We start from the raw sequence: 23,726 nt of genomic DNA, 5'->3' as shown, positions 1-23,726 counted from the left end.
AAGATGGAACAACAGCGCAAAAGCGCAAATTTCGCCACCGGACAGAGTTCAGGACTGATCTGTATTGAAAAAAACAAAACCGGCAAATATTTTGCAAAATACGAAAAATGGCCAGTCGAAAAATTTACATTATTTTTCAACTGGTTACATTTTTAAAATGTTATTTACGTCTGATAAACCAAAAAAAATATTATCGCGGCGTTGTAATGTGGTTTTAAGATTTGTGATGAGTAGTATAGGCTCAGGACTGCGGAAAAACATCCGTCCGGCTCTGTCCGGTCTGATGTTCGCCAAATAAATAACATGGAGCCTTTATGACAACTTTCCCGGTGAATGGTCAGACTGACTCCTGGCCTTATTTTCAGGCACCATTTTCAGAAAACGATTTTCGTCTGCTCTTTACGCAGCACCCCATACCCATGTGGCTTTACGACCCCGTATCCCTGAAATTTCTGCTCATGAATGATGCAGTCTTTCAGTTCTACGGCTATTCCGCCGAGCAGATGAGCAAGATGACTATGCTCGATATCCGGCCGGAATATGAATATGAGCGGATGCTCGCTGCAATCCACGCCGAAAATGATTTCGGAAAACCGCAAATCTGGAAACATCTGAAAGCAAACGGGGAAATTGTCGAGGTTATCACCTATGGCAGGCGCGCAACTTTTAATGGCAAACCTGCGATCCTTGCCATTATTCAGGATCAGACAGAAATCCGTCAGGCGCGCGATGAAATCAGCCAGACCCGTTCATTACTCGACAATCTGATCAAGAATCTGCCCATCGGTGTTTTCGTTAAAGATATGAAAGATAACGGGCGCTATGTGCTGTTTAATGAAGCGGCCAGCTCCATTACCGGCAAGGAAGCGGCGCATGTCATCGGCAAACCCGATGATCAGATTTTCAATGAAAAAGATGCCAGCTGCTTTATCCGGCAAGATCAGCATATCATGGATAATGACAGCACTCTTACCATTGAAAATGAAATTCCTCTGCACAACTACACGCGCCATGTGCGGGTTGTGAAAAGAACCATCCCCGCCCAGAACGGCGAGCGCCCGCGCTATCTCATCGGACTGATGGAAGATATTACCGAAGAGCAGGCTTTGCAGGCACATCTGACCTACACCGCCATGCATGATGCCCTGACCAATCTGCCCAACCGTGTTTATTTTTCGCATCACACAGCCGGATTGTTTTCCGCTGAAAAAACGCAGCAAGGCCATGCGCTGCTGTTTCTGGATGTTGATCATTTCAAGCATATTAATGACAGCATCGGCCACGCGGCAGGTGATGCCCTGCTCTGTCAGGTTGCACGCCGTCTGACCGGATTTTTGCAACCACAGGATTTTATCGCCCGCCTCGGCGGCGATGAATTTGCCATCATCCACCCTTTTGATATGAGCAATCCCGATCACCGGCAGGAGATTGGGCGTTTTGCTGAAGAACTCACCGATCTGTTTCGCCAGCCCTTTCATCTGGATGGCAGCCCTGAATATGTCGGCTGCACGATCGGTGTTGTGATCGCGCCTTATGACGGGCAGGATATTGATACGCTTCTGCGTAATGCTGATCTGGCGCTTTATGCCGCCAAGGCAGACAGGCGCGGCATCTACCGGTTTTACGAACAGGCAATGCGGGACGCCGTGGAAAAGCGCCATCGCACGGCATTGGAACTGCATGCAGCCATGCAGAACAACGAATTTGTGCTGTTTTATCAGCCTATTTTCTCACTCACGACCGATCTTATTACCGGCTGCGAGGCTTTATTGCGCTGGCAGCATCCGACACGCGGGCTGGTTGCACCGGATGATTTCATTCCTGTCGCCGAAGATACCGGCATTATTTCCGCAATCGGCGCATGGGTTTTGCGGCAAGCCTGCAAAGATGCAATCCACTGGCCGGAAAAGATCAAAGTCTCCGTTAATCTCTCGCCGGTTCAGTTCAACAGCCGCGGCATGCTGGACATGGTAAAATCAGCTCTGGAAGAAAGCGGACTACCGGCCAAACGTCTGGAACTGGAAATTACCGAGACTGTTTTGCTGTCCAATACCGAGCATAATACTGAACTGCTGTTTGAACTCCGCAAACTCGGCGTGAGCATTGCGATGGATGATTTCGGTACCGGCTATTCATCGCTCAATTATTTGCGGACATTTCCTTTCGACAAAATCAAAATTGACCGTAGTTTTGTCTCCGACATCGATAATGACAAACGCAATCTGGCAATCATTCAGGCTGTGGTTTCGCTGGGCAGCGCCTTCAATATTGTTACAACAGCCGAGGGCGTAGAAACGCAGGAGCAGCTCACCCGTCTCAAGGATGAACAGTTTGGCGAAGTGCAGGGTTTTTTCACTGGCAGGCCGATGCCACAGCAGGAAATGTGCGATTTTATCGCCAGCCGCGACATCGGAAATGTTTTAAATTTAAAAAAACACAGTAAAAACAACGCTGTAAAATAGTTCATAATTTTTCAGACAATGGCCTTGACCTTCCCATGATGGGAAGCCCTATCTTTCTGTCAGATATCAACAAGAGCACACCTGATGCGCTCATAACTGGCAAGAAAGGCAGGGCTTTCACCGGAATTCAGCTTCCTGTGACTTCTTCATAGATTCCCGCCCTGAAAATCGACATGACCAATTCCGCCTCTTCTTTCGTTACCCTCTCCGTTGGTGGCATGGGTTGCGGTGCCTGCGTGGCTAAAATTGAGAAAATTGCCAAAACCGTCGACGGTGTGAGCACGGTCAGTGTTGATCTGCCAAACAAGCAAGCCAGCATCGGTTTTTCGGCACCGGCAGACGCCGCAACTATTGCCAAAGCCATTGATGCCGCCGGTTATGAAACGCAGATACTCGGCTAAGCAGCAGAGGGTTCATCCATGACAAAACATAATAATCCCGAGCAGATACGTTCTGCCCTGCCTGTCGTTACACTCGATATTGACGGCATGACCTGCGCATCCTGCGTGGGGCGCGTTGAAAAAGCGCTGCTGGCTTTGCCGAATGTGAACAGCGCTTCTGTCAATCTGGCAACGCAGCAAGCAACCGTGCGCTTTGATAATAAGCCCGATGCAGCTCTGGCAGCGGAAGCCGTTAAGAAAGCCGGTTATACAGCGCATGTCCCGCAACCTGCGACACAGATTGTGCTCGATGTTGACGGCATGACCTGCGCCTCCTGCGTGGGACGCGTTGAAAAAGCGCTGCAATCCTCAGCCGGTGTGGCTTCTGCCTCCGTTAATCTGGTGACCAAACGCGCTAGCATCACGGTGAGCGATCCGTCGGTGACAGCGCAAATGCTGGCGGATATCATCACCAAAAGCGGCTATCCGGCACAACCTGTGACCGCTGCCGCTCCTGCGAGCGGTGCGGAACGTCGTGCAGAGAAAAATGACGCCGAGATTAAAATTCTCAAGCGTGATGTGCTGATTGCCGGCCTTTTGGCACTGCCGGTTTTCATCACGGAGATGGGTTCACATCTTTTCCCGCCGCTGCATCATTTCATTGCCGGCACAATCGGCATGCAGAACAGCTGGTATCTCCAGTTCATTCTCACCACTATCGTGCTGTTTGGCCCGGGTCTGCGCTTCTTCCGTATCGGTATTCCGGCATTGCTGCGTGGCGGACCGGACATGAACTCGCTCGTGGCCGTGGGTACACTGGCAGCTTGGGGCTTCTCGGTTGTTGCGACTTTCATGCCCGCCGTGCTGCCTGCACAAACCGTCAATGTCTATTATGAAGCAGCCGCGGTTATTGTTACGCTGATCCTGATCGGCCGCTGGATGGAAGCCCGTGCCAAGGGCCGCACATCGCACGCCATTGCCCATTTGCTCGGCCTGCAGGCCAAGACCGCACGCGTTGTGCGTGACGGTATGGCACAGGATATTCCGCTGGAAGACGTGCGCGCAGGCGATCTGGTGCTGGTGCGTCCGGGTGAAAAAGTGCCCGTCGACGGCGAGATCACCGAGGGGACATCTTATATTGATGAATCCATGATTACCGGCGAGCCAATCCCCGCCACGAAGAATGTCGGTGATACGGTTGTCGGCGGCACGGTCAATAAAACCGGTGCTTTCACCTATCGCGCCACCAAGGTCGGTGCGGATATGGTCATCTCTCAGATCATCCGCATGGTTGAAGACGCACAGGCTGACAAGCTGCCGATCCAGAACCTGATCGACAAAGTGACGACATGGTTTGTGCCTGCCGTTATGCTGGCCGCCTTTGTGACCTTCCTGATCTGGCTCGTTTTCGGTCCTGAACCTGCTTTCACTTTTGCACTGGCCAATGCCATTGTGGTGCTGATTATCGCCTGTCCTTGTGCGATGGGTCTGGCAACACCAACCTCGATCATGGTCGGCACCGGTCGTGGTGCAGAAATGGGTGTGCTGTTCCGCCGTGGCGATGCCCTGCAAAGCCTGCGTGATGCCGATATTATCGCTTTTGATAAAACCGGCACGCTGACCATCGGCAAACCTGTGCTGTCGCAATTCCATACATTCGGCAATCAGAGTGCTGACGATATGCTGGCTTTGGCAGCCGCACTGGAATCCCGCTCAGAACATCCGATTGCCACTGCTGTCGTACAGGCTGCAGAAGACAAAGGATTGAAACAGCCCGAAGTCAAAGACTTTGAAGCCATTCCGGGCTTCGGTGTCAGCGGTATGGTTGGCGGTCAGTCCGTCCATGTCGGTGCAGAGCGCTTCATGAAAAAGCTCGGCATTGATATTGCGATTGGTGCGGAAGCTGCAGCGCTGATGACGGCAAAAGCGCAATCCGTGCTCTATATGGCTCGAAATGGTGCACTTGTTGCTGCTTTCTCCGTGGCCGATGAGCTGAAACCAACGACCAAAGCCACAATTGATGCCCTGCATAAACTTGGCCTGAAAGTGGCAATGATCACCGGTGACAGCAAAGTTGTGGCCAATGCCATTGCCAAGGAACTGGGCATTGATGAAGTCTCGGCGGAAGTTCTGCCCGATGGTAAGGTCGAAGCGCTGAAACGTCTTGCAGGCTCTGACCGTAAGATCATCTTTGTCGGCGACGGCATTAATGATGCACCGGCACTGGCTGCGGCTGATGTGGGGGTGGCTGTGGGCACCGGTACGGATATCGCTATTGAAAGCGCCGATGTGGTGCTGATGAGCGGTGATCTGACTGCCGTTGTTGATGCGATTGCTCTATCCAAAGCGACCATCCGCAATATCCGTCAGAACCTGTTCTGGGCGTTTTCCTACAATACAGCGCTCATTCCGGTTGCGGCAGGCCTGCTCTATCCGTTTTACGGCATCCTGCTCTCGCCGGTACTGGCTGCGGCCGCCATGGCACTGTCGAGCATATTCGTGCTCACCAATGCGCTGCGCCTGCGCAGTTTCACCAGCACACGCACATAAAAGCACCATCCTCCCAAGGCCAATGCTTTTAAACAAAACGCCGCCCGTAACAGGGCGGCGTTTTCATTGATTACACAATTGATTTACTTATCATTTTACAGAATTGTCTGCGCTTTTTCCTGTCAGAATTAACTGTATCTGTGTCGATTCATTTATTCTATCTTCAAATAAATGTTTCGAAGCACTTCCCACTGTGCTTTACTGATCTATATTTTTCCCCATTCAATAAAGAAGGGGTAGCATTGTGTTGATTTCTTTGACAGCCATCCTCTTTGCGTTCATCGGCATCGCACTTGGTTATGGTGGCATAAAACTCGCCCTGCTGGGCGGAAGCCTTTATTACATTATTACAGCGGTCGGTTTTCTGCTGACCGCCTTTCTGCTCTTTACACGCCGTGCTGCGGCACTCTGGGTCTATGCGCTGATTATTATCGGCACATTGGCATGGGCAATTTTTGAAGTTGGTTTCGACTGGTGGCCGCTCGGTTCACGCGGCGGCATTATTGTGCTGCTCGGTCTGTGGCTGTTATTGCCGTCGATCCGCAGAGCTCTCAGTCCCGCCAGCACAGAAATTGCGCCAACTGTAGCGCAGGCGCGCGCAGGCAGTGCCAGCCCTCTGCCCCTGCTGGGAGCAATTGCAGCAGCACTGATCGTAGCCGGCGTTTCAATAACAAAAGATCCGCATAATCTCGACGGCTCTCTGCCCGTGGAAGAAGTGGCGGCAACACCGGATACCGGTAATGCTGTGCCGGATGGTGAGTGGCATCAATATGGCCGCACGCAATATGGTCAGCGCTATTCGCCGCTCACACAGATCACACCTGAAAATGTGGCCAAGCTTGAACTGGCCTGGCAATATCGCACCGGCGATGTACGCCAACCGCAGGATGTGACTGAAACCACCTATCAGGTGACTCCACTCAAAATTAACGACACGCTTTATCTCTGCACCCCGCACAATATTGCCATTGCGCTGGATGCGGATACGGGCAAGGAAAAGTGGCGGTATAATCCGGAGGTCAGCGCCAATACCCAGCGTCAGCACCAGACCTGCCGTGGCGTGACCTATTGGAAGGATCAGACCGTAGTCGCCGATCAGGCCTGCTATGAGCGCGTCTATCTGCCGACATCGGACGCACATCTGATCGCGCTGGATGCCAAGACCGGCCAGATCTGCGAGAGCTTTGCTGAGAAAGGCGTGCTCGATCTGACCCGCGGCATGAAATATAATCCGGCCGGTTATTATTATTCCACCTCGCCGCCAACCGCGATGGATGGGAAAATTATTGTCGGCGGTGCGGTCAATGACAATTTCTCGACAACAGAACAGTCGGGCGTTATCCGCGCCTTTGATATTTTGACCGGCGCATTATTGTGGAACTGGGATTCCGGCAATCCCGATGTTACCACGCCAATTGCGGAAGGTGAACATTACACCACCAATTCCCCGAACAGCTGGTCGGTGTTCAGTGCAGATGAAAATCTGGGGCTGATTTATCTGCCACTTGGCAATCAGGTACCGGATCAACTCGGCATGGGTCGCAGTGAAGCGGTGGAGAAATATTCCTCCTCCATCGTCGCTCTCGATGTGAAAACCGGTCAGGTGCGCTGGGTACGCCAAACCGTGCACCATGATCTGTGGGACATGGATGTGCCTGCTCAACCTGTGCTGCTCGACATCACCAACAAAGACGGACAGGCAGTGCCTGCTCTGGTCGGCCCAACCAAGCAGGGCGATATCTACGTGCTTGACCGGCGTACCGGCGAGCCGATTATTCCGATAACGGAAGTACCGGCTCCTTCCGGTGCAATACCGGAAGATTTCTCCGCGCCAACCCAACCGCTTTCCGGCCTCAGCTTCAACCCACCGCCGCTGACGGAAGCCAATATGTGGGGGGCGACCATGTTTGATCAGCTCGCCTGCCGCATCCAGTTCCGCTCATTGCGCTATGAAGGCCGCTACACACCGCCTTCCCTACAGGGCACGATTGTCTATCCCGGCAATTTCGGGGTGTTCAACTGGGGTAGTGTGGCGGTCGATCCAAAACGTCAGGTGATGTTCGGCATGCCGACCTATCTGGCCTTTACCTCACGTCTTGTGCCTGCGGATCAGATTCCGCCGAAAGGTCAGGATGAAAAAGCCAGCGAACAAGGGCTGAACCGCAATGACGGCGCGCCTTATGGCGTATTTATGGGGCCGCTCCTGTCACCGCTCGGCATTCCGTGTCAGTCGCCTCCGTGGGGCTATGTGGCCGGTGTTGATCTGCGTACAGGCAAAATCGCCTATAAACATAAAAACGGCACGGTTGAAGATATGGCACCGGTGCCTGTTCCGCTGAAACTCGGCGTGCCGGGCATTGGCGGGCCGATGATTACCGCAGGCGGCGTTGCCTTCCTTGGTGCAGCGGTTGACGACTACTTGCGTGCCTATGATCTGACCACGGGCAAACAATTGTGGCAGACACGCCTGCCAGCCGGTGGCCAATCCACGCCGATGAGCTATACCGGCAAGGACGGCAAGCAGTTTGTGCTGATTGTTGCCGGTGGTCATGGCTCAGTGGGCACCAAGGCCGGTGATTATGTGATGGCTTATAAACTGCCGCAATAAACGCGAAAATCGCATTACAAAGACTGAAAAAGGGCGGAAATTCCGCCCTTTTTCGCACCCCGCTCTGTGTACTCTAAAATAAAGCCTGCTTTGCTGATCCGGCTTGAATAGAAAAACGCTCCCGCAATCAAACTTTACAAATTGTCGAGCGGGTCAGAAAACGCACTTCACGGCCATTATCGAGCGAGAACATACCGCCCCGCCCCGGCACCACATCAATAATCAGATCAGTATGTTTCCACGCTTCATATTGAGACGCGCTGATATAAAAAGGCGCACCGCCAATCTCGCCCAGTTGCACATCCTGATCACCAACCAGAAAATCTCCTTGTGCATAGCACATCGGGGATGATCCATCGCAGCAACCGCCGGATTGATGAAACATCACCGGTCCGTATTCTGCCTGCAACTCGGTAATTAATTTCAGGGCTTCCGGTGTCGCACTGACTTTATTCAACATTGCGGATGACCTCCCTGTTACATCAAAGGCAACCTGAAGCATTTCACAGTCAAGTTGGATCAACTTGACGCCCGTGATAATGCGACCAAATAAAGAATCTAGAGCGAGCACTATGATCCAATCTGGACGTAAACCGCTCTAGACTGCCTTTGACTGATTTCACCTTTAGAAGAAACCCAGTTTCTTCGGGCTGTAGCTCACCAGCATATTTTTGGTCTGCTGGTAATGATCGAGCATTTTCAGGTGGTTTTCACGGCCAATACCCGATTGCTTGTAACCACCAAAAGCCGCATGCGCCGGATAAGCGTGATAGCAATTCGTCCACACGCGACCAGCCTGAATACCACGGCCGAAGCGATAGGCACGGTTACCGTTACGCGTCCACACACCGGAGCCAAGGCCATAGAGTGTGTCATTGGCAATGCTGAGTGCTTCTTCATCTGTTTTGAAAGTGGTGACCGAAACCACAGGACCGAAAATTTCTTCCTGAAAAATCCGCATCTTATTGTGGCCTTTGAAGACCGTCGGCTTCACATAGAAGCCACCGGCCAGATCACCGCTAAGCTGGTTACGCTCACCACCAATCAGCACTTCCGCACCTTCCTGACGACCAATATCCATATAGCTGAGGATTTTTTCCAGCTGTTCCTGCGAGGCCTGCGCACCGATCATGGTTGCCGGATTGAGCGGGTCACCCTGCACAATTGCCTCAACGCGCTTCAGCGCTTTTTCCATGAATTTGTCATAGATTTTCTCATGGATCAGCGCACGGCTCGGACAGGTACAAACCTCACCCTGATTAAGCGCAAACATCACAAAGCCTTCAATCGCTTTGTCCAGATAATCATCATCTTCCGCCGTCACGTCTTCGAAGAAGATATTCGGCGATTTGCCACCCAGTTCCAGCGTCACCGGAATGAGGTTCTGACTGGCATATTGCATAATCAGGCGGCCGGTGGTGGTTTCACCCGTGAAAGCAATTTTGGCAATGCGCGGGCTGGAAGCCAGAGGTTTACCGGCTTCAAGGCCAAAACCGTTGACAATATTGAGCACTCCCGCAGGCAGCAGATCACCGATCAGTTCGGCCAGAACCAGAATGGAGGCCGGTGTCTGTTCAGCCGGTTTCAGCACCACGCAGTTGCCGGCAGCCAGTGCCGGTGCGAGTTTCCACACCGCCATCAGGATCGGGAAATTCCACGGAATAATCTGCCCGACCACACCCAGCGGCTCATGGAAATGATAGGCAACCGTATCGTGATCTATTTCGGAAATACCGCCTTCCTGCGCGCGGATGGCTCCGGCAAAATAGCGGAAATGGTCAATCGCCAGCGGCATATCGGCATTGGTGGTTTCGCGGATCGGCTTGCCGTTATCCCATGTTTCAGCTTCTGCCAGCAGTGCCAGATTATCCTGCATCCGGTCTGCGATTTTGTTGAGGATCAGGGCACGTTCTGCGGGGCTGGTGCGCCCCCATGCTTCTTTCGCAGCGTGGGCAGCATCGAGCGCCAGTTCCACATCAGCGGCATCAGAACGGGCAATTTCACACAGAACCTGACCGTTTACAGGTGAAATATTCTCAAAATAACGTCCGGATTTTGGCTCCACCCATTTTCCGCCGATAAAATTACCATAGCGTTTGGCAAATTTCGGATGAATGGTCCGGCTCACTTCGACCTTATTCATTTTCTCTCTCCCTGTTAAATATCCGTATGGACACCCGCATTTCTCCTCAAATGCGGCTTCATACTTACAGATAATGTTGCGGGAATTACTGCCCTTGTCATGGGGTCAGCGGACGCTCATAACGAACAGCTTCCGGTTATGTCGCAAGAATGAGACAGTATCCGGCCGGAATACACATCCCGTCACTCCGCACCTTTGCAGGTCTCAGATCTGCGGGCGGCCGATCTGCAAACGATTAAGCTTACGATGCAGCGTTGCACGGCTCATACCAAGTATTTTTGCCGCCAATGAAACTTTACCCTCAGCACGGGCAAGTGCGCGGACAATCACGCCACGTTCGGCTTCCGCCAAATCCGTATCCCGCTCGCATCCTGCGGCGAAAAAATCTGCGGCAGGCACCGGATCTTTCAATCCGTCATCCCGCAATCCCAGTGCAACACGGGCACTGCGGCTGGCGCCTATCACCATATCGTCGCGATCAATCGCCAGAAGCGCACCGGCATTATGCTCCGCAACCGGCGCAAGTACAATACGCGCCTTCTGAAACTGATAGCGGAAATAGTCCGTCTCGATTTTGCGCGCCGCATCATTGACCGCAGCGAAAATCAGTCCTGCATATGCCTCTGTCAGGTCAGAGCGGCAGGAAGACACATCCAATACAGCGATCAGCCGCCCCAAATGGTCATGAATTGGCGCAACAGAGCAGGACAACCCTGCATTTCTGGCATGAAAATGCTGATCGCGATGGATTGTCACCGCCCGCTGCTCAACAATACAGGTGCCGATGCCATTGGTTCCCTCACAGGCTTCACTCCAGACTGCGCCGATCCATAATCCCCATTCATGAAAAATATCATCATCGGCAACAGCCCCGCGTCGCTCCACCGGCACACCATCGCTGTCAGCCAGCAAAACACAGCAACCGATACCGCCGACGGACAAAAACAGGCGATCAAGCACCGGCTGCGCCAGATGCGTCAGCGGTTCGACATACTCCTGAACTTCACGCAATTTCTGTGCAGTTATGGTTTGTGGTTTGCCGGAATCCTGCGGTCTCAACCCGTGCAAACGAGCAGAGCGCTGCCAGGAGGCAACGAGGGCAGAGCGTGCTGCGCCATTGCCACGGATGGCAGAGTGAACCCGCTCTGCATGAGCGCTGAAGACTGACTGACCTGCCGCGGCGGATATTTCGCCTGACTGAATGCTCATCCTTTGCTCTCCTCCAGAGCTTCATTCAGAGACTGCACAGAGAATGGTAGTCCAGATTTATGCTGCTGTGAAGAGCATGAGGATGAGACTGAAAGGAGGAGAAACTATGGCTGAAAATGCAAACACCGCAGCCGGATAAATCAGGCTGCGGTGTTTGCTTAAACCAGAGCAAAAGAACCGAGTTTACGCTGCTTTTTCATCATAACCGGTTTCAGTTTTCATGAACTGATCCAGTGCAGCGATCTCATGTGTCGTCATCACTAAGCCGAGTTTGCTACGGCGCCACACAATATCTTCTGCCGTCAGCGCCCACTCCTGAACCATCATATAACGCACTTCCACCTCATAGAGGTCTGCACCAAAATGCTGTCCCAGATCTTTGTAATCTGAGGCATTGCCCAATATCCACTGAGCGCGCGTGCCATACATGCGGAACAGACGCGCGGCATGAGATGGCGTCAGAAAAGGATAATGCGTGCTAAGCTTCGCGCTCATCCGGCTAAAATCCTGCACCGGAAAATCACCGCCCGGCAGTGGCGCTTTATTTGTCCACGGCGCACCTTTTTTGCCCAGAAAATGCTCAATCTTCTGCATCATATGCTCGGATAAACGGCGATAGGTCGTGATTTTACCGCCGAAAATATTAATCAACGGGGCTTTGCCCTCTCCGGCATCTTCCTTCAGAACATAGTCGCGGGTTGCTTCCTGCGCCTTATCTGCCCCGTCATTATAGAGCGGACGTACACCGGAATAGGCCCAGACAATATCCTCGCGCTTCACCGGCTCACGGAAATATTCACTGGCCGCAGAACACAGATAATCGCTTTCGGCCTCCGTGATTTCCACTTTCGCCGGATCACCGTGATAATCCTGATCCGTGGTGCCGATCAGCGTGAAATCATTTTCATAAGGAATGGCAAAAATAATGCGTCCGTCATTATTCTGGAAGAAATAGGAACGGTCGCCGTCAAACTTCTTGCGCACCACAATATGGCTACCCTGAACAAGGCGCACATTATGCATCTCTGACAATCCTTCCATACCTGCCAGCACGCGATCCACCCAAGGACCAGCGGCATTGACCAGCAAGCGCGATGTCACTTCGCGGGTTTTATCCGAACGCAAATCCTGAAGCGTAATGTGCCAGATATCCTCAACACGTCTGGCACTAACCACCTTGGTGCGGGTGCTGATCGTTGCACCGCGCTCTTTTGCATCCATCGCGTTCAGCGCAACAAAGCGTGCATCATCCACCCATGCATCCGAATATTCAAAAGCCTTGGTAAACAGGTCTTTGAGCGGTGCCGCAGCCTTATCGGTCTTCATATTCAATGTGCGCGTTGCAGGCAGTAATTTGCGCCCGCCGATATGGTCGTACAGGAACAATCCCAGACGCAACAGCCATGCCGGACGCACACCACCACGATGATAAGGCAGAATGAAACGCATAGGCTTAACCAGATGGGGCGCATTCGCCCAGATCACTTCGCGCTCCATCAGTGCCTCACGCACCAGCCGAAACTCGTAATGCTCCAGATAGCGCAAACCACCATGAATAAGCTTGGTTGCACGGGAAGAGGTTCCGCTTGCCAGATCTTTCATTTCGGCCAAGCCGGTGCGAAAACCACGCCCTGCAGCGTCACGCGCTATGCCGCAACCATTAATACCGCCGCCAATAATGAAAATATCGTAGTCTGTATTTGCAACCACGCCGCAAGCTCCGCCGAAAATCATGTCAATTCAATACGTAACTGCTTGAAGCACGGTAAATTGACACGGCTGTGACACATGAAAAACAGCGCACCGGAATCGTCTGCAATCAAATAACGGCCGCCATATGAAAGCAATATAGTAAAAAACGAAACTAAATCGAGTGAAAAAACGAAACTTCACAAAATTTCGAACAGTGGAAAAACAGGCTCACCCTCAGATTAAACCTGTATCCTGTCAAAGCTTCACGGTCTCGACCAGCTTTACATCATGGTCAGCACAAATCTGGCGCAAAGACGGCTCGATACACTGATCGGTGATGAATGTATCAATCTGCGACAAGTGCCCCATACGCACCGGAGCGGTGCGCTCCATCTTGGTTGAATCAGCCACCAGAATAACATGCCGTGCATTGGCAATAATGGCTTGCGCAACCTTCACTTCGCGATAGTCAAAATCAAGCAAAGCGCCATCTGCATCAATCGCGGAAACACCGATAATCGCATAATCAACCTTGAATTGGCGGATAAAATCAACAGCCGCTTCACCGACAATGCCGCCATCACTGGCACGCACCACACCACCGGCAATAATCACCTCAAGTCCCGAATAAACACGCAAGCGACTGGCGACGTTAATATTATTGGTAATCACCATTAACTGGCCATGCGAGAGCAAATGCTGGCTCACCGCTTCTGTGGTGGTGCCGATATTGATGAAAAGCGAAGCCCCTTCCGGTATCAGCGCTGCAGCGGCCTGCCCGATTGCCTGCTTTTCCGAGGCTGCAATCTGCCTGCGCGCTTCATATTCAAGATTTTCCACGCCGGAGGGAAACAGCGCCCCGCCATGCGTGCGTGTCAGCAATTGTGCGCGGCATAAATCATTGAGATCTTTACGGATTGTCTGAGGGCTGACCTGAAATTGTTCAGCCAGATCATCAACCAGCACCTGACCTTTAAGCTTGGCCTGTTCCAGAATGGCACGATGACGCGGTGAATGCTGCATAAAAATCTGCCTGATAATACCCATTGAACGGACGGCGCTCAGGATAGCTAATCATCAGCTGAACACAAGCAGATGAACATCATATTCAATCAAGTTTATCGCGCTTTAAGATAATTCCACAGGCAATCGCTTTGATTTCAGGCATGCAAAGCCATTCTCTCCGCTCGTGCCGGCGGGCAAGGCTCAGTTTTTCTCAAGCTTTCTCGCGTGAATTGTAGATAAAGCGTCAACGCACCAACAAGATGATAAAGAATAGATGCTGGCACATGATCCGAGCAGGCTAGCCCACCAGCATCAACACGATCCATCCATAGGCCTTTACCTGCCGGATCAAGATGCCGGTAAAACAAATTGGCAATCCGCGCCTCAATCTCCGGTTTCAGATCATGGCCATTATAGCCATCGAGCATAATCGCCGCCTTGATACCTTCACATTGCTGCCAGCTCCGGCTCGCTGTATCCAACGGCCTGCCCTCACGGGAAACAACATTATAGGCAAGGCCAGTTGCACGGTTTGCTCCGCTGGACAGCGCGCAAGCATAAAGCCGGTTTGCCATTCGACGTGCTGCATTGTGGCCAGTACGGTTGGCGTAATCGCAGAGCAATGCCGCCCATTCATAAGCATGGCCGGGCTCGGTATGATCGCCCCGTTCATCCGACGGCCGATGCCAGTTGGCCGTGAAAAACTCTCCCAGACACCAATGTTCATCATCGAAGAAATGACGACTGCAAAGATCGATCACCTCTGCGGCGCGATTTAAATATACACTGTCGCCGCTGACCTCATGCCATGCCAGACAAGCCTCCAGATAATGCATATGCGCATTGCTCGTCAGCACGGCTTGCGGATTATTACGATCACTCGTCGTTTCAAAAAAACCGCCTTCAGCGTGCCTCAATACAGTGTCCAGAAAAGCGAATGTTTCCTGCGCAAGCTGCAAGGCATGATTATGTCCGGCTTTATAGGCATAAGCGAGTGCCAGCAGCATACAGGTCTGATCATAGAAATTTTCCTGACTTTCCGCGACACGCCCGTCAGCATGAAAAGACTGCACCCACCCGCCACTCCGGCTGCGCCCTTTTGCCTGCATGAAGATCAGACCATGTGCGATCAGGCTTGCAGCCTCTCCGTTCCATCCCGCAGCCTGACTTTTAGCAAAAGCATAAATCTGCCGCGCCATTGTCCGTGTACGACGCAAATCTGCAACCGGCAGTCCTTGCAAACTCAGTTTTTCATGGAAACCTCCATAGTGACGATCAACGCCTTTTTCTGCCCAGTGCGGCAATGCCTTTTCAAACAGCCAATCATGGACGCGCTCACGATTTCCTGCATAAAGCACCGGCGGTTTGTCATAGTATAATTCTCTGCGGTTTTGCCGCGTCAACTGAGCGACAATTGCCTGCACATGATGGCTCTGTGTAAGTGGCGCGATAAATGTCGCATCCTTAGTGGCGATAACAGCCATATCCTTCACGCCGGAAATGGCTAGCAGGCTGCTCTCGCTGCGCAAGTAACTGTTGTGACAATCATGGGCAACAACATCGCCGGCCACCACATTGCCGTGCATATCCTGACCGGCTTTATCCTGCTGCAATTGCAGCAAAGCTTGCCATGACCCCAGATCGCTCCAGCAAAAGGCTGCCGGGATCAACACACGGCTGGCCGCCTTTTCCATAATTGCCCGATCGAAAGACTCGGAAGGCACTACACAATAGAATGCCTCAGGCAGCGATGTAACACTGTCATCGCGCTTGGAATTTTGCAGGGCGCTATATGCAGTGCGCCAAATCTCCAGCGCATGTTCAAGAAATGCATCCCGCAGCACAGAAGCACGGCACAGAAAAATGCCGGAATTCCAGAAGAAGTTGCTCTGCCGGATAAAAGCCAGCGCCGCGTCATGATCGGGCTTTTCAACAAAGCGCGCGATTTCATAACCATGCCCGCTGAGCTGCCCTGTCTCAATATAGCCGTATCCTGTTTCAGGCCGCTCCGGTAATAGTCCGAATGTTACAATTGCCCCCTGCGATGCCGCCGGCATGCCCTGCGCCACAGTTTGCCAGAATTGTTCGGTGGTAGAAATTTCATGATCTGCCGGACAAAGCAGAACCAAGGCATCGTCATATTCAATCAAGGCAGAGGCAGCTGCCAATGCTGCGACTGCCGCAGTATTGCGCGCCACAGGCTCAAGGATCATCCGCACATTATTTTCATACGCCGCCCCAGCATAAATACCGGCATGGGCATTATGTTCCGAAATTGCATCTTTGATCTGCTCAAAATGACTTTGTACGCCAATCACGCAAATGCGGCTGGTTAAAGCCTGTATCGAATTCAGACGATTAAGAGTGCCTGCCAGCAAACTAACCGCACCCGACAATCTGTGGAACTGCTTGGGCTTGTCGAGCCTTGATAATGGCCACAAGCGCGAGCCACTGCCGCCGCTCATCACGAAGCTCAACAAAGGTAAATTCGTGCCGTTTATTGCTTTAAATCTGCGACTTTCCTGATCGAATGCCATAGCCATTGCCCCCGCTAAGCTATTAACAATATTATGTATTAATCCCGATTACCGGTCAGTTCTCCTACCCCGAAACTCTGCAAGATATTCTCCAAGGCAGTCAGCATCGCGTTACGTTTTTCAAGCGACACCGGACTCTCAACCACTACAACCAGTTCGGGCTTGTTTGATGAGGCCCTTATCAGCCCCCATGTACCGTCAGCCAGAGTGATCCGCACCCCGTTTATGGTGAGAAGATCAGCCACCGCCTGACCGGCAAACGAGCCCCCCGCATTGACCAAAGCAGCGAGGTTCTCCTGTATCTGCGCAACAATTTCGTATTTTTTCCTGTCACAACAATGGACATTCAGTGTTGGCGTGGCGAAACTGACCGGTAATTGCCGATGAAGCTCTGCCAATGTCTGATGCGGGTGTGCAGCCAGCATTTCACAAATTGCGACTGCCGTTGCCAGACCATCATCATAACCCAGCCCTAAAGGTTGGTTCAGAAACACATGACCGGATTTTTCGAAGCCAGCTAATGCATTGCTCACGCCCATACGGTGCTTGATGTAGGAGTGGCCGGTTTTCCAATATTCAACCGTCGCCTGATTGGCCTGCAAAACCGGATCACTGCCAAACAAACCGCTGGATTTCACATCAACAATGAAATGCGCGCCGCGATGTTTTTGGGAAAACTCCCGCGCCAGCAACAAGCCGATACGGTCGGCGAAGATGATATTCCCCTCATTATCAACCACACCGCAGCGATCACCATCCCCGTCAAAGCCGAAGGCCAGATCTGCACCATAGGTCTTTACCGCCTCCACCATCGCGTTTTGCATAGGAGCGGCTTCCGGATCGGGATTATAATGCGGAAAGTTCCAGTCCGGCGAGCAATCCACCGCCACCACATCACAGCCGATCCGGCTCAATATCTGCGGTGCGAATAGTCCTGCCGTGCCATTACCGCACACAACCGCGACTTTCAGACGGCGTTTTAAAAAGCGCCCCTTGGTCAGAGCAGCAGAGTAAAGCTTCTCCATATTGTCGATAGCGTGATAAGTTCCGCCCTGAGCCGGCTTCGCCTCAGCCTCAAGCACAATGGCTTTCAACTCTGCCATATTCTCCTGCCCGAAGGTGTAAGGGCGAGCACAGCCCATTTTTAAACCGGTCCAGCCATTTTCATTATGCGACGCTGTTACCATCGCAACAGACTGAATATTCAAGGCAAATTGCGCGTAATAAGCCATTGGCGACAGCGCAAGGCCGATATCGTAAACCTGCGCACCACCGGATATCAGTCCTTTAACAAGTGCCGTTTTAACCTCAAACGAATAGCTGCGCAGATCATGCCCGACAATGATTGCCGGATCAGCACCACGCTGCCGCAACATATGTGCCAGCCCTGAACCAACAGCCTGCACACCGGCCGGATTAATCTCAGCTGCGCGGTCTGAACCGGCAAAACCATACCACCAGCGGGCATCATACTCACGAAACCCTTCCGGACGAATGAGCGGCGCAGCGTCGGAAGAAACTTCGTCTGCAAAGTGATTTGCGTATCGCTCTCTATTTATCGCACTCGAATGCATTACCTGCCCCCGAAAAAGAATCAAAGAACATGCATGACCTGAACGGATGTCATCCGCACCGGTGGAAAATCGCTCTAAAACTGTTTTGCATCAATAATCCGAGCATAGGCCTGAGAATTAAATTTTGCCAAGCAATATTTTATGAAAAACCGTGAAATCCAATAAATTTTAATTTGAAAAATTAGATATTAAATAATTGATTATATTGGTTTATTTATAAATTGATAAACAATTTCATTATGCATATTCGCCGAATAAACAGGGGTTTTCACCATCCTAAAAACACCTCAAAAACACAAATGACAGCACTTTAGGGATAGTAAAAATCAACAATAAACAGTTGTTTTGATTTTTTTGCATAATTCGCTTGCAGGGAGCAAAATGCAACGCTATAACCCGCCTCACGGTCAACGGAGCGTAGCGCAGCCTGGTAGCGCACCTGATTTGGGATCAGGGGGTCGGAGGTTCGAATCCTCTCGCTCCGACCATTACACCTCAAGCGGTGTTTTTAAATTTTCCTTTAAAATTCAATATTATGAACGTGGATGAATTCTTCATCGCACGTTACTTTTGTTTTTATATCATCAATAATGGCAATGGCAGAATTAACCGTAGATTAACTACGCCAGCAAACATAACCACTCAAAACCCGTTTGCACCACATTTTGCCAAAATTTTTCACGTTATGATTTTCAACATTATCACTTTGACCTGCTGCGGCTGTTTTATACCGCAGTAAGGAACATATTTGTTGCCCCCGAGAGATGCCCTGCCATGAAAAAATTTATTCTTATCTTTGTTGTTTTTCTGGCCGGTTGCGCCTCTGCACCGAAGTCTGTCAATAATGCCTGTGCGATTTTTGACCAGCGCGATGGCTGGGTGAACAATTGGCACAAAGACGCGAAGAAAGCCGAGCGTGACTTTGGCGTGCCAATCCCGATTATGATGGCGACCATTTATACAGAATCAAGCTTCCAGCCTTATGCGCGTCCGCCGCGCACCAAACTGCTCGGTTTTATTCCGTGGAAGCGTCAGTCATCAGCCTATGGTTATTCGCAGGCACTGGACGGCACATGGGATCGCTATACGCGTGAAACCGGACGCTTTGGCGCAAGCCGCACCAATTTTGGCGATGCGATCCATTTTGTCGGCTGGTATCACAAACAGAGCAATATCAGTAACGGCATCTCTCTGAACGATCCGTATAATCTGTATCTGGCTTATTATTCCGGTCATGGCGGCTATGCAAAAGGTAGCTGGCGCGGCAATGCAATGGTGCAGCGCGCAGCCAAAAAAGCCACCAATATTTCGCAGCGTTATGCGGCTCAGCTGCGCAATTGCGGGCGTATGTAACTAGAGCGGCTTACGTCCAGATTGGATCATAGCGCTCGCTCTAGATTCTTTATTTGGTCGCATTATCACGGGCGTCAAGTTGATCCAGCTTGACTGTGAAATGCTCTAGAGCGTACCCCGAAAAGTGTGAAGCGGTTTTTGGATAAGACACGCGTAAAACAAAAAAGATAGAGCATTTCCTATGATCCAAGATAAACGGAAATGCTCTAATACTTGAGCCGGTTCACACCGGATCGGCACCGCCATAAGCAATGAAAGAAGGGTTAGCATAGTCGCTTTCCGGCAGCTGGTTCCGTTTGCCATAGGTCAGCGGCTTATCATCAAGTGTCAGGGTTTTTCCGCCTGCAGCACGCAGCACGGCATCGCCTGCGGCTGTATCCCACTCCATCGTGCGGCTAAAACGCGGATAGACATCGGCCTGCCCTGCCGCAAGCAGACAAAACTTCAAAGACGAGCCGACCGACACGCAGGAAGTGATAGCCTGCTCCTGCAAATAGGCAGCAGTTTCCGGTGTATTATGGGAACGACTGGCAACCGCCGTTTTTTGCGCACCACAGTCTCGCACTTTTAAACGAGTTTCATGGGTGGGTGCATTTTGCAGCACATCATACTGATAACCGCCGGACGGCGAACCGCAATAGAGCCTGCGGCTGACCGGTGCATAGACTACACCGCTCACAGGAACGCCGTCTTCAATCAATGCAATATTGACCGTAAAATCCCCGTTACGCAGCACAAATTCTTTGGTGCCATCCAGCGGATCGACCAGAAAAAACCGCTCTCCAATATCCGCGGGTTCATTCCCTGCCGCCATTTCCTCTTCCGCAACAACAGGCACATCAGGCAGAAACGCACGCAGATGCTTTAAAATAATAGCCTCAGCGACATGATCGGCCTCACTCACAGGCGACGCATCGGATTTAAGCGTAATCTCACAACCGGCTTCATAAAGCCGCATAATCGCAAAGCCTGCCTCAAGCGCCGCCTGTTGCATCACTGCCATCAATGCATCATTGGCAAGTGACGTCTTTTCAGTGCTCATTCTGCTGTTCCTCACACCCGATCAGGCGACATATAGCATTTTCCCCGTCGAAGGAACATGGATCTCTGACAAGGCTAAATCGACCAGCCCTCATCGACAAAACTGTGAATGATCCCGCGCTGATTGAGATACTTCTCTATCTTGTCTGCCAGATCCTCGGCGCTATGGCTCTGTCCGTTCAAATGCAGCTCAGGCGTTTTCGGCCGTTCATAGGGGGCATCAAGACCGGTGAAGTTTTCGATCTCACCGGCGCGGGCTTTAGCATAAAGCCCTTTCACATCTCTGGCCTCACAGACCTCAATCGGCGTATCAACGAAAATCTCGATAAAATCATTGTCGCCAGCAAGGCGACGCCCCAAAGCACGATCCCCTGCCAATGGTGAAATAACAGAAACCAGCACAATCAGCCCTGCATCCAGCATCAGACGGGAAGCCTCTGCCACGCGGCGGATATTCTCGCTGCGATCCTGCACACTAAAACCCAGATCACTATTCAGACCATGGCGCAGATTATCACCATCGAGAATGAATGTGTGTTTTCCGGCAAGATGCAGACGCTGCTCCAAGATTGTTGCAATGGCGGATTTACCGGAGCCGGAAAGGCCGGTGAACCACAATAAGGCCGGTTTCTGGTGCTTTTGTGCAGCACGTTCAGCCACTGTCACTTTTGCTGCCTGTAAATGAATATGCGAGGCTTTGCGCAAAGAGTGGTCAATCAGCCCTGCCGCGACTGTGGCATTGGTCAGCCGGTCGATCAGAATGAAAGAACCGGTAGCGCGGTTTTGCCCGTAGGGGTCAAAAGCCAGCGGTGCGGAAAGCTGCAACGATGCCTGACCGATCTCATTCATCTGCAACTGATCAGCCGGTAGCTGCGCAAACTGGGTTTCGGTATTTTCAATATCGATCCGGTGGTTGAGCGCATTGATCGTCACGCTCACCTGATCCGTCTGGCTGCGCAACCAATATTGCCGGCCGGCACGCAGCGGATCATCCGAGAACCAAACCAGCGTAGCCGCCAGCCGGTCGCTCACCTGCGGGCGCGACTGCGGATGCGCCAGCATATCCCCACGGGAAATATCGCGCTCTTCCTCCAGAACCAATGTCACGGCCTGTCCGGTGCGTGCAGTCTCCAGTTCGCCGTCTGCCGTCACAATATAACGGATTGCGGCACTCACACCGGAGCGCGCAACAATTACCGGATCGCCGACACTGATCTGCCCCGATGCAACAGTGCCCGCAAACCCGCGAAAGTCCGCATGCGGGCGATTGACATATTGCACCGGAAAGCGAAACGGCGCTTCGGCATCCTGTTTAAGCTGACCGGTCTCAGGCGCAATGGTTTCCAGCCAGTCGAGCAATGTAGGGCCTTTATACCAGCGCATATTCTGCGATGGCGTGCGAATATTATCGCCAAAGCGTGCCGAAAGTGGAATGGCCTGAATGGTGCTGAAACCCAGCCCTTTCGCAAAGGACTGATAGTCCTGCACAATCCGGTTAAACACGGCCTCATCATAACCAGCCAGATCAATCTTGTTCACGGCCAGAACGATATGACGAATACCCAAAAGTGACGCAATAAAACTGTGACGGCGTGTTTGTTCCAGCAGACCTTTGCGGGCATCCACCAACACAATGGCGAGATCAGCGGTGGAAGCGCCGGTCACCATGTTGCGTGTATATTGCAGATGCCCCGGCGTATCGGCCACGATGAAACGCCGTTTTGGCGTGGCGAAAAACCGGTAGGCCACATCAATGGTGATGCCCTGTTCGCGCTCGGCCTCAAGGCCATCCACCAGCAAGGCAAAGTCAATATCATCACCTGCGGTACCGTGATTGCGGCTGTCCTGATGCAATTGCGAAATCTGATCTTCAAACAGCGTTTTAGCATCATAAAGCAGCCGTCCGATCAGGGTGGATTTGCCGTCATCCACTGAACCGCAAGTGAGAAAACGCAGGAGGGATTTGTTTTCCTGTGCTGCCAGATAAGCGGTCATGGCTGCTCCGTTGCCCTGCACCTCGGCAGAGGTTGCGGCAAATTCAGTACGAATAATCGTATCAGCCATCAGAAATATCCTTCCCGCTTTTTCTTTTCCATAGAACCGGCCTCATCACGGTCAATCAACCGTCCCTGCCGCTCGGATGTGCGCGTCAGCAGCATTTCTTCGAGAATTTGTGGTAATGTTTGCGCCTGCGATTCAATCGCGGCAGTCAGCGGGTAGCAGCCCAGCGTCCTGAACCGCACCATGCGGGTTTCAATCTTTTCACCGGCACGCAGCTGCAACCGCTCATCATCGGCCAGAATGAGCATATTATCGCGCTCGACCACCGGACGCGGCGCTGCAAAATAAAGCGGCACAATCGGGATATTTTCCTGATAAATATAGTGCCAGATATCGGCTTCCGTCCAATTGGACAGAGGAAACACGCGGATCGACTCTCCTGTCGTCACCCGCGTATTATAGATATTCCACATTTCAGGTCGCTGATTTTTCGGATCCCAGCTATGGGTCGCATTGCGGAATGAAAATACCCGTTCCTTGGCACGGGATTTCTCCTCATCGCGCCGTGCACCGCCAAAGGCAGCGTCAAAACCATATTTATCCAGCGCCTGACGCAAGGCTTGCGTCTTCATCACATCCGTATGCACGCCCGAACCATGCACAAACGGGCTGATGCCAGCCTCAACGCCCTGCTTGTTAATATGCACCAGAAGATCAAGCCTGTGCGCCTTGGCCTGCGCATCGCGAAAGGCGATCATCTCTTTAAATTTCCATGTCGTATCCACATGCAGAAACGGAAATGGCGGCGGTGCCGGATAGAATGCCTTGCGCGCCAGATGCAGCATCACGGATGAATCTTTACCCACCGAATAGAGCATCACCGGCTTGGTAAAATTTGCCGCCACTTCACGAAAAATATGAATGGCTTCCGCTTCCAGTCTTTGCAGATGGGTGAGCGGCTGCAATTGCGGCGCACGCGCGTGCGAGGCCGGATAATCAGTGACAAGCGGCACAAGATCCGCGACATGCAGGGCAAGGCTCATGCTATATTCCGTATTTTGTCCGTTTCTTTGTTTTCACGCTTTGAAGAACGCTGATCCGGAAAGGAAACATTGCCATCATCATGCCTAAAGCCAAGGCAAGAGAGAAAGGATGATATCTTGAAGTTCGG

15 protein-coding genes and 1 tRNA gene are annotated in these 23,726 nt (G+C 51.9%); 6 read left to right on the top strand and 10 right to left on the bottom strand.

All coding sequences use genetic code 11. The annotated features are described in order from the left end of the window. Positions 1-314: 314 nt before the first annotated feature. From P8H26_RS03035 to P8H26_RS03020, 4 genes are all read left to right on the top strand, one after another. On the top strand, positions 315-2,462 hold the full coding sequence (locus P8H26_RS03035) for a bifunctional diguanylate cyclase/phosphodiesterase (protein WP_289631375.1): 2,148 nt from the start codon (positions 315-317) through the stop codon (positions 2,460-2,462). 173 nt (positions 2,463-2,635) lie between these two features. Further along, entirely contained in the window at positions 2,636-2,863 is a 228-nt protein-coding gene (locus tag P8H26_RS03030) for a heavy-metal-associated domain-containing protein (protein WP_289631374.1), read from the top strand. An 18-nt stretch (positions 2,864-2,881) separates the two neighbouring features. Further along, positions 2,882-5,392: a heavy metal translocating P-type ATPase gene (locus P8H26_RS03025; RefSeq protein WP_289631373.1), complete on the top strand. Its 2,511-nt coding sequence runs from the start codon at positions 2,882-2,884 to the stop codon at positions 5,390-5,392. A 244-nt stretch (positions 5,393-5,636) separates the two neighbouring features. Beyond that, positions 5,637-8,000 carry a glucose/quinate/shikimate family membrane-bound PQQ-dependent dehydrogenase gene (locus P8H26_RS03020; RefSeq protein WP_289631372.1) on the top strand — a complete coding sequence of 788 codons (2,364 nt, stop codon included), beginning with the start codon at positions 5,637-5,639 and terminating at the stop codon, positions 7,998-8,000. A gap of 127 nt (positions 8,001-8,127) precedes the next feature. Here the strand turns inward: P8H26_RS03020 and P8H26_RS03015 are convergent, their stop codons facing one another. The 7 genes from P8H26_RS03015 to P8H26_RS02985 form a co-directional block, all read right to left on the bottom strand. After that, the gene (locus P8H26_RS03015; protein WP_289631371.1) at positions 8,128-8,460 is read right to left on the bottom strand and encodes a DUF779 domain-containing protein; all 333 of its coding nucleotides are present in this window, start codon (positions 8,458-8,460) and stop codon (positions 8,128-8,130) included. 165 nt (positions 8,461-8,625) lie between these two features. Next, positions 8,626-10,143 carry an aldehyde dehydrogenase gene (adh, locus tag P8H26_RS03010; RefSeq protein ID WP_289631370.1) on the bottom strand — a complete coding sequence of 506 codons (1,518 nt, stop codon included), beginning with the start codon at positions 10,141-10,143 and terminating at the stop codon, positions 8,626-8,628. A 204-nt stretch (positions 10,144-10,347) separates the two neighbouring features. Next, positions 10,348-11,352, bottom strand: a complete 1,005-nt coding sequence (locus P8H26_RS03005) for a GAF domain-containing protein (protein ID WP_289631369.1) — start codon at positions 11,350-11,352, stop codon at positions 10,348-10,350. Positions 11,353-11,535: 183 nt separating this feature from the next. Next, entirely contained in the window at positions 11,536-13,062 is a 1,527-nt protein-coding gene (glpD, locus tag P8H26_RS03000; RefSeq protein WP_289631368.1) for a glycerol-3-phosphate dehydrogenase, read from the bottom strand. Between the two features lie 237 nt (positions 13,063-13,299). Continuing rightward, positions 13,300-14,067 (bottom strand): DeoR/GlpR family DNA-binding transcription regulator, encoded by a 768-nt coding sequence (locus P8H26_RS02995; protein ID WP_289631367.1) that lies wholly within the window; start codon positions 14,065-14,067, stop codon positions 13,300-13,302. Between the two features lie 137 nt (positions 14,068-14,204). After that, positions 14,205-16,586, bottom strand: a complete 2,382-nt coding sequence (locus P8H26_RS02990; protein ID WP_289631366.1) for an AGE family epimerase/isomerase — start codon at positions 16,584-16,586, stop codon at positions 14,205-14,207. 38 nt (positions 16,587-16,624) lie between these two features. Next, a complete protein-coding gene (locus P8H26_RS02985; protein ID WP_289631365.1) occupies positions 16,625-18,160 on the bottom strand; it encodes a phosphomannomutase/phosphoglucomutase in 1,536 nt (511 codons plus the stop codon). Positions 18,161-18,571: 411 nt separating this feature from the next. Between P8H26_RS02985 and P8H26_RS02980 the strand changes: the two genes are divergently transcribed. Together P8H26_RS02980 and P8H26_RS02975 are read left to right on the top strand one after the other, a co-directional pair. Next, positions 18,572-18,648, top strand: a tRNA-Pro gene (locus P8H26_RS02980). A gap of 286 nt (positions 18,649-18,934) precedes the next feature. Then, a complete protein-coding gene (locus P8H26_RS02975) occupies positions 18,935-19,513 on the top strand; it encodes a hypothetical protein (protein WP_289631364.1) in 579 nt (192 codons plus the stop codon). A 223-nt stretch (positions 19,514-19,736) separates the two neighbouring features. Here P8H26_RS02975 and cysQ read toward each other — a convergent pair whose 3' ends face one another. From cysQ to cysD, 3 genes are all read right to left on the bottom strand, one after another. Continuing rightward, positions 19,737-20,555 carry a 3'(2'),5'-bisphosphate nucleotidase CysQ gene (cysQ, locus tag P8H26_RS02970; RefSeq protein WP_289631363.1) on the bottom strand — a complete coding sequence of 273 codons (819 nt, stop codon included), beginning with the start codon at positions 20,553-20,555 and terminating at the stop codon, positions 19,737-19,739. A gap of 74 nt (positions 20,556-20,629) precedes the next feature. Further along, entirely contained in the window at positions 20,630-22,618 is a 1,989-nt protein-coding gene (gene cysN, locus P8H26_RS02965) for a sulfate adenylyltransferase subunit CysN (protein WP_289631362.1), read from the bottom strand. Next, a complete protein-coding gene (cysD, locus tag P8H26_RS02960) occupies positions 22,618-23,598 on the bottom strand; it encodes a sulfate adenylyltransferase subunit CysD (protein WP_289631361.1) in 981 nt (326 codons plus the stop codon). Before cysD ends, cysN begins: the two co-directional genes overlap by 1 nt. Positions 23,599-23,726 lie beyond the last annotated feature (128 nt).

Origin of the sequence: Pseudochrobactrum sp. sp1633 (genome assembly GCF_030376605.1) — a bacterium.
GTDB lineage: Bacteria > Pseudomonadota > Alphaproteobacteria > Rhizobiales > Rhizobiaceae > Pseudochrobactrum.
This window is presented reverse-complemented; position numbering and strand designations above follow the sequence as displayed.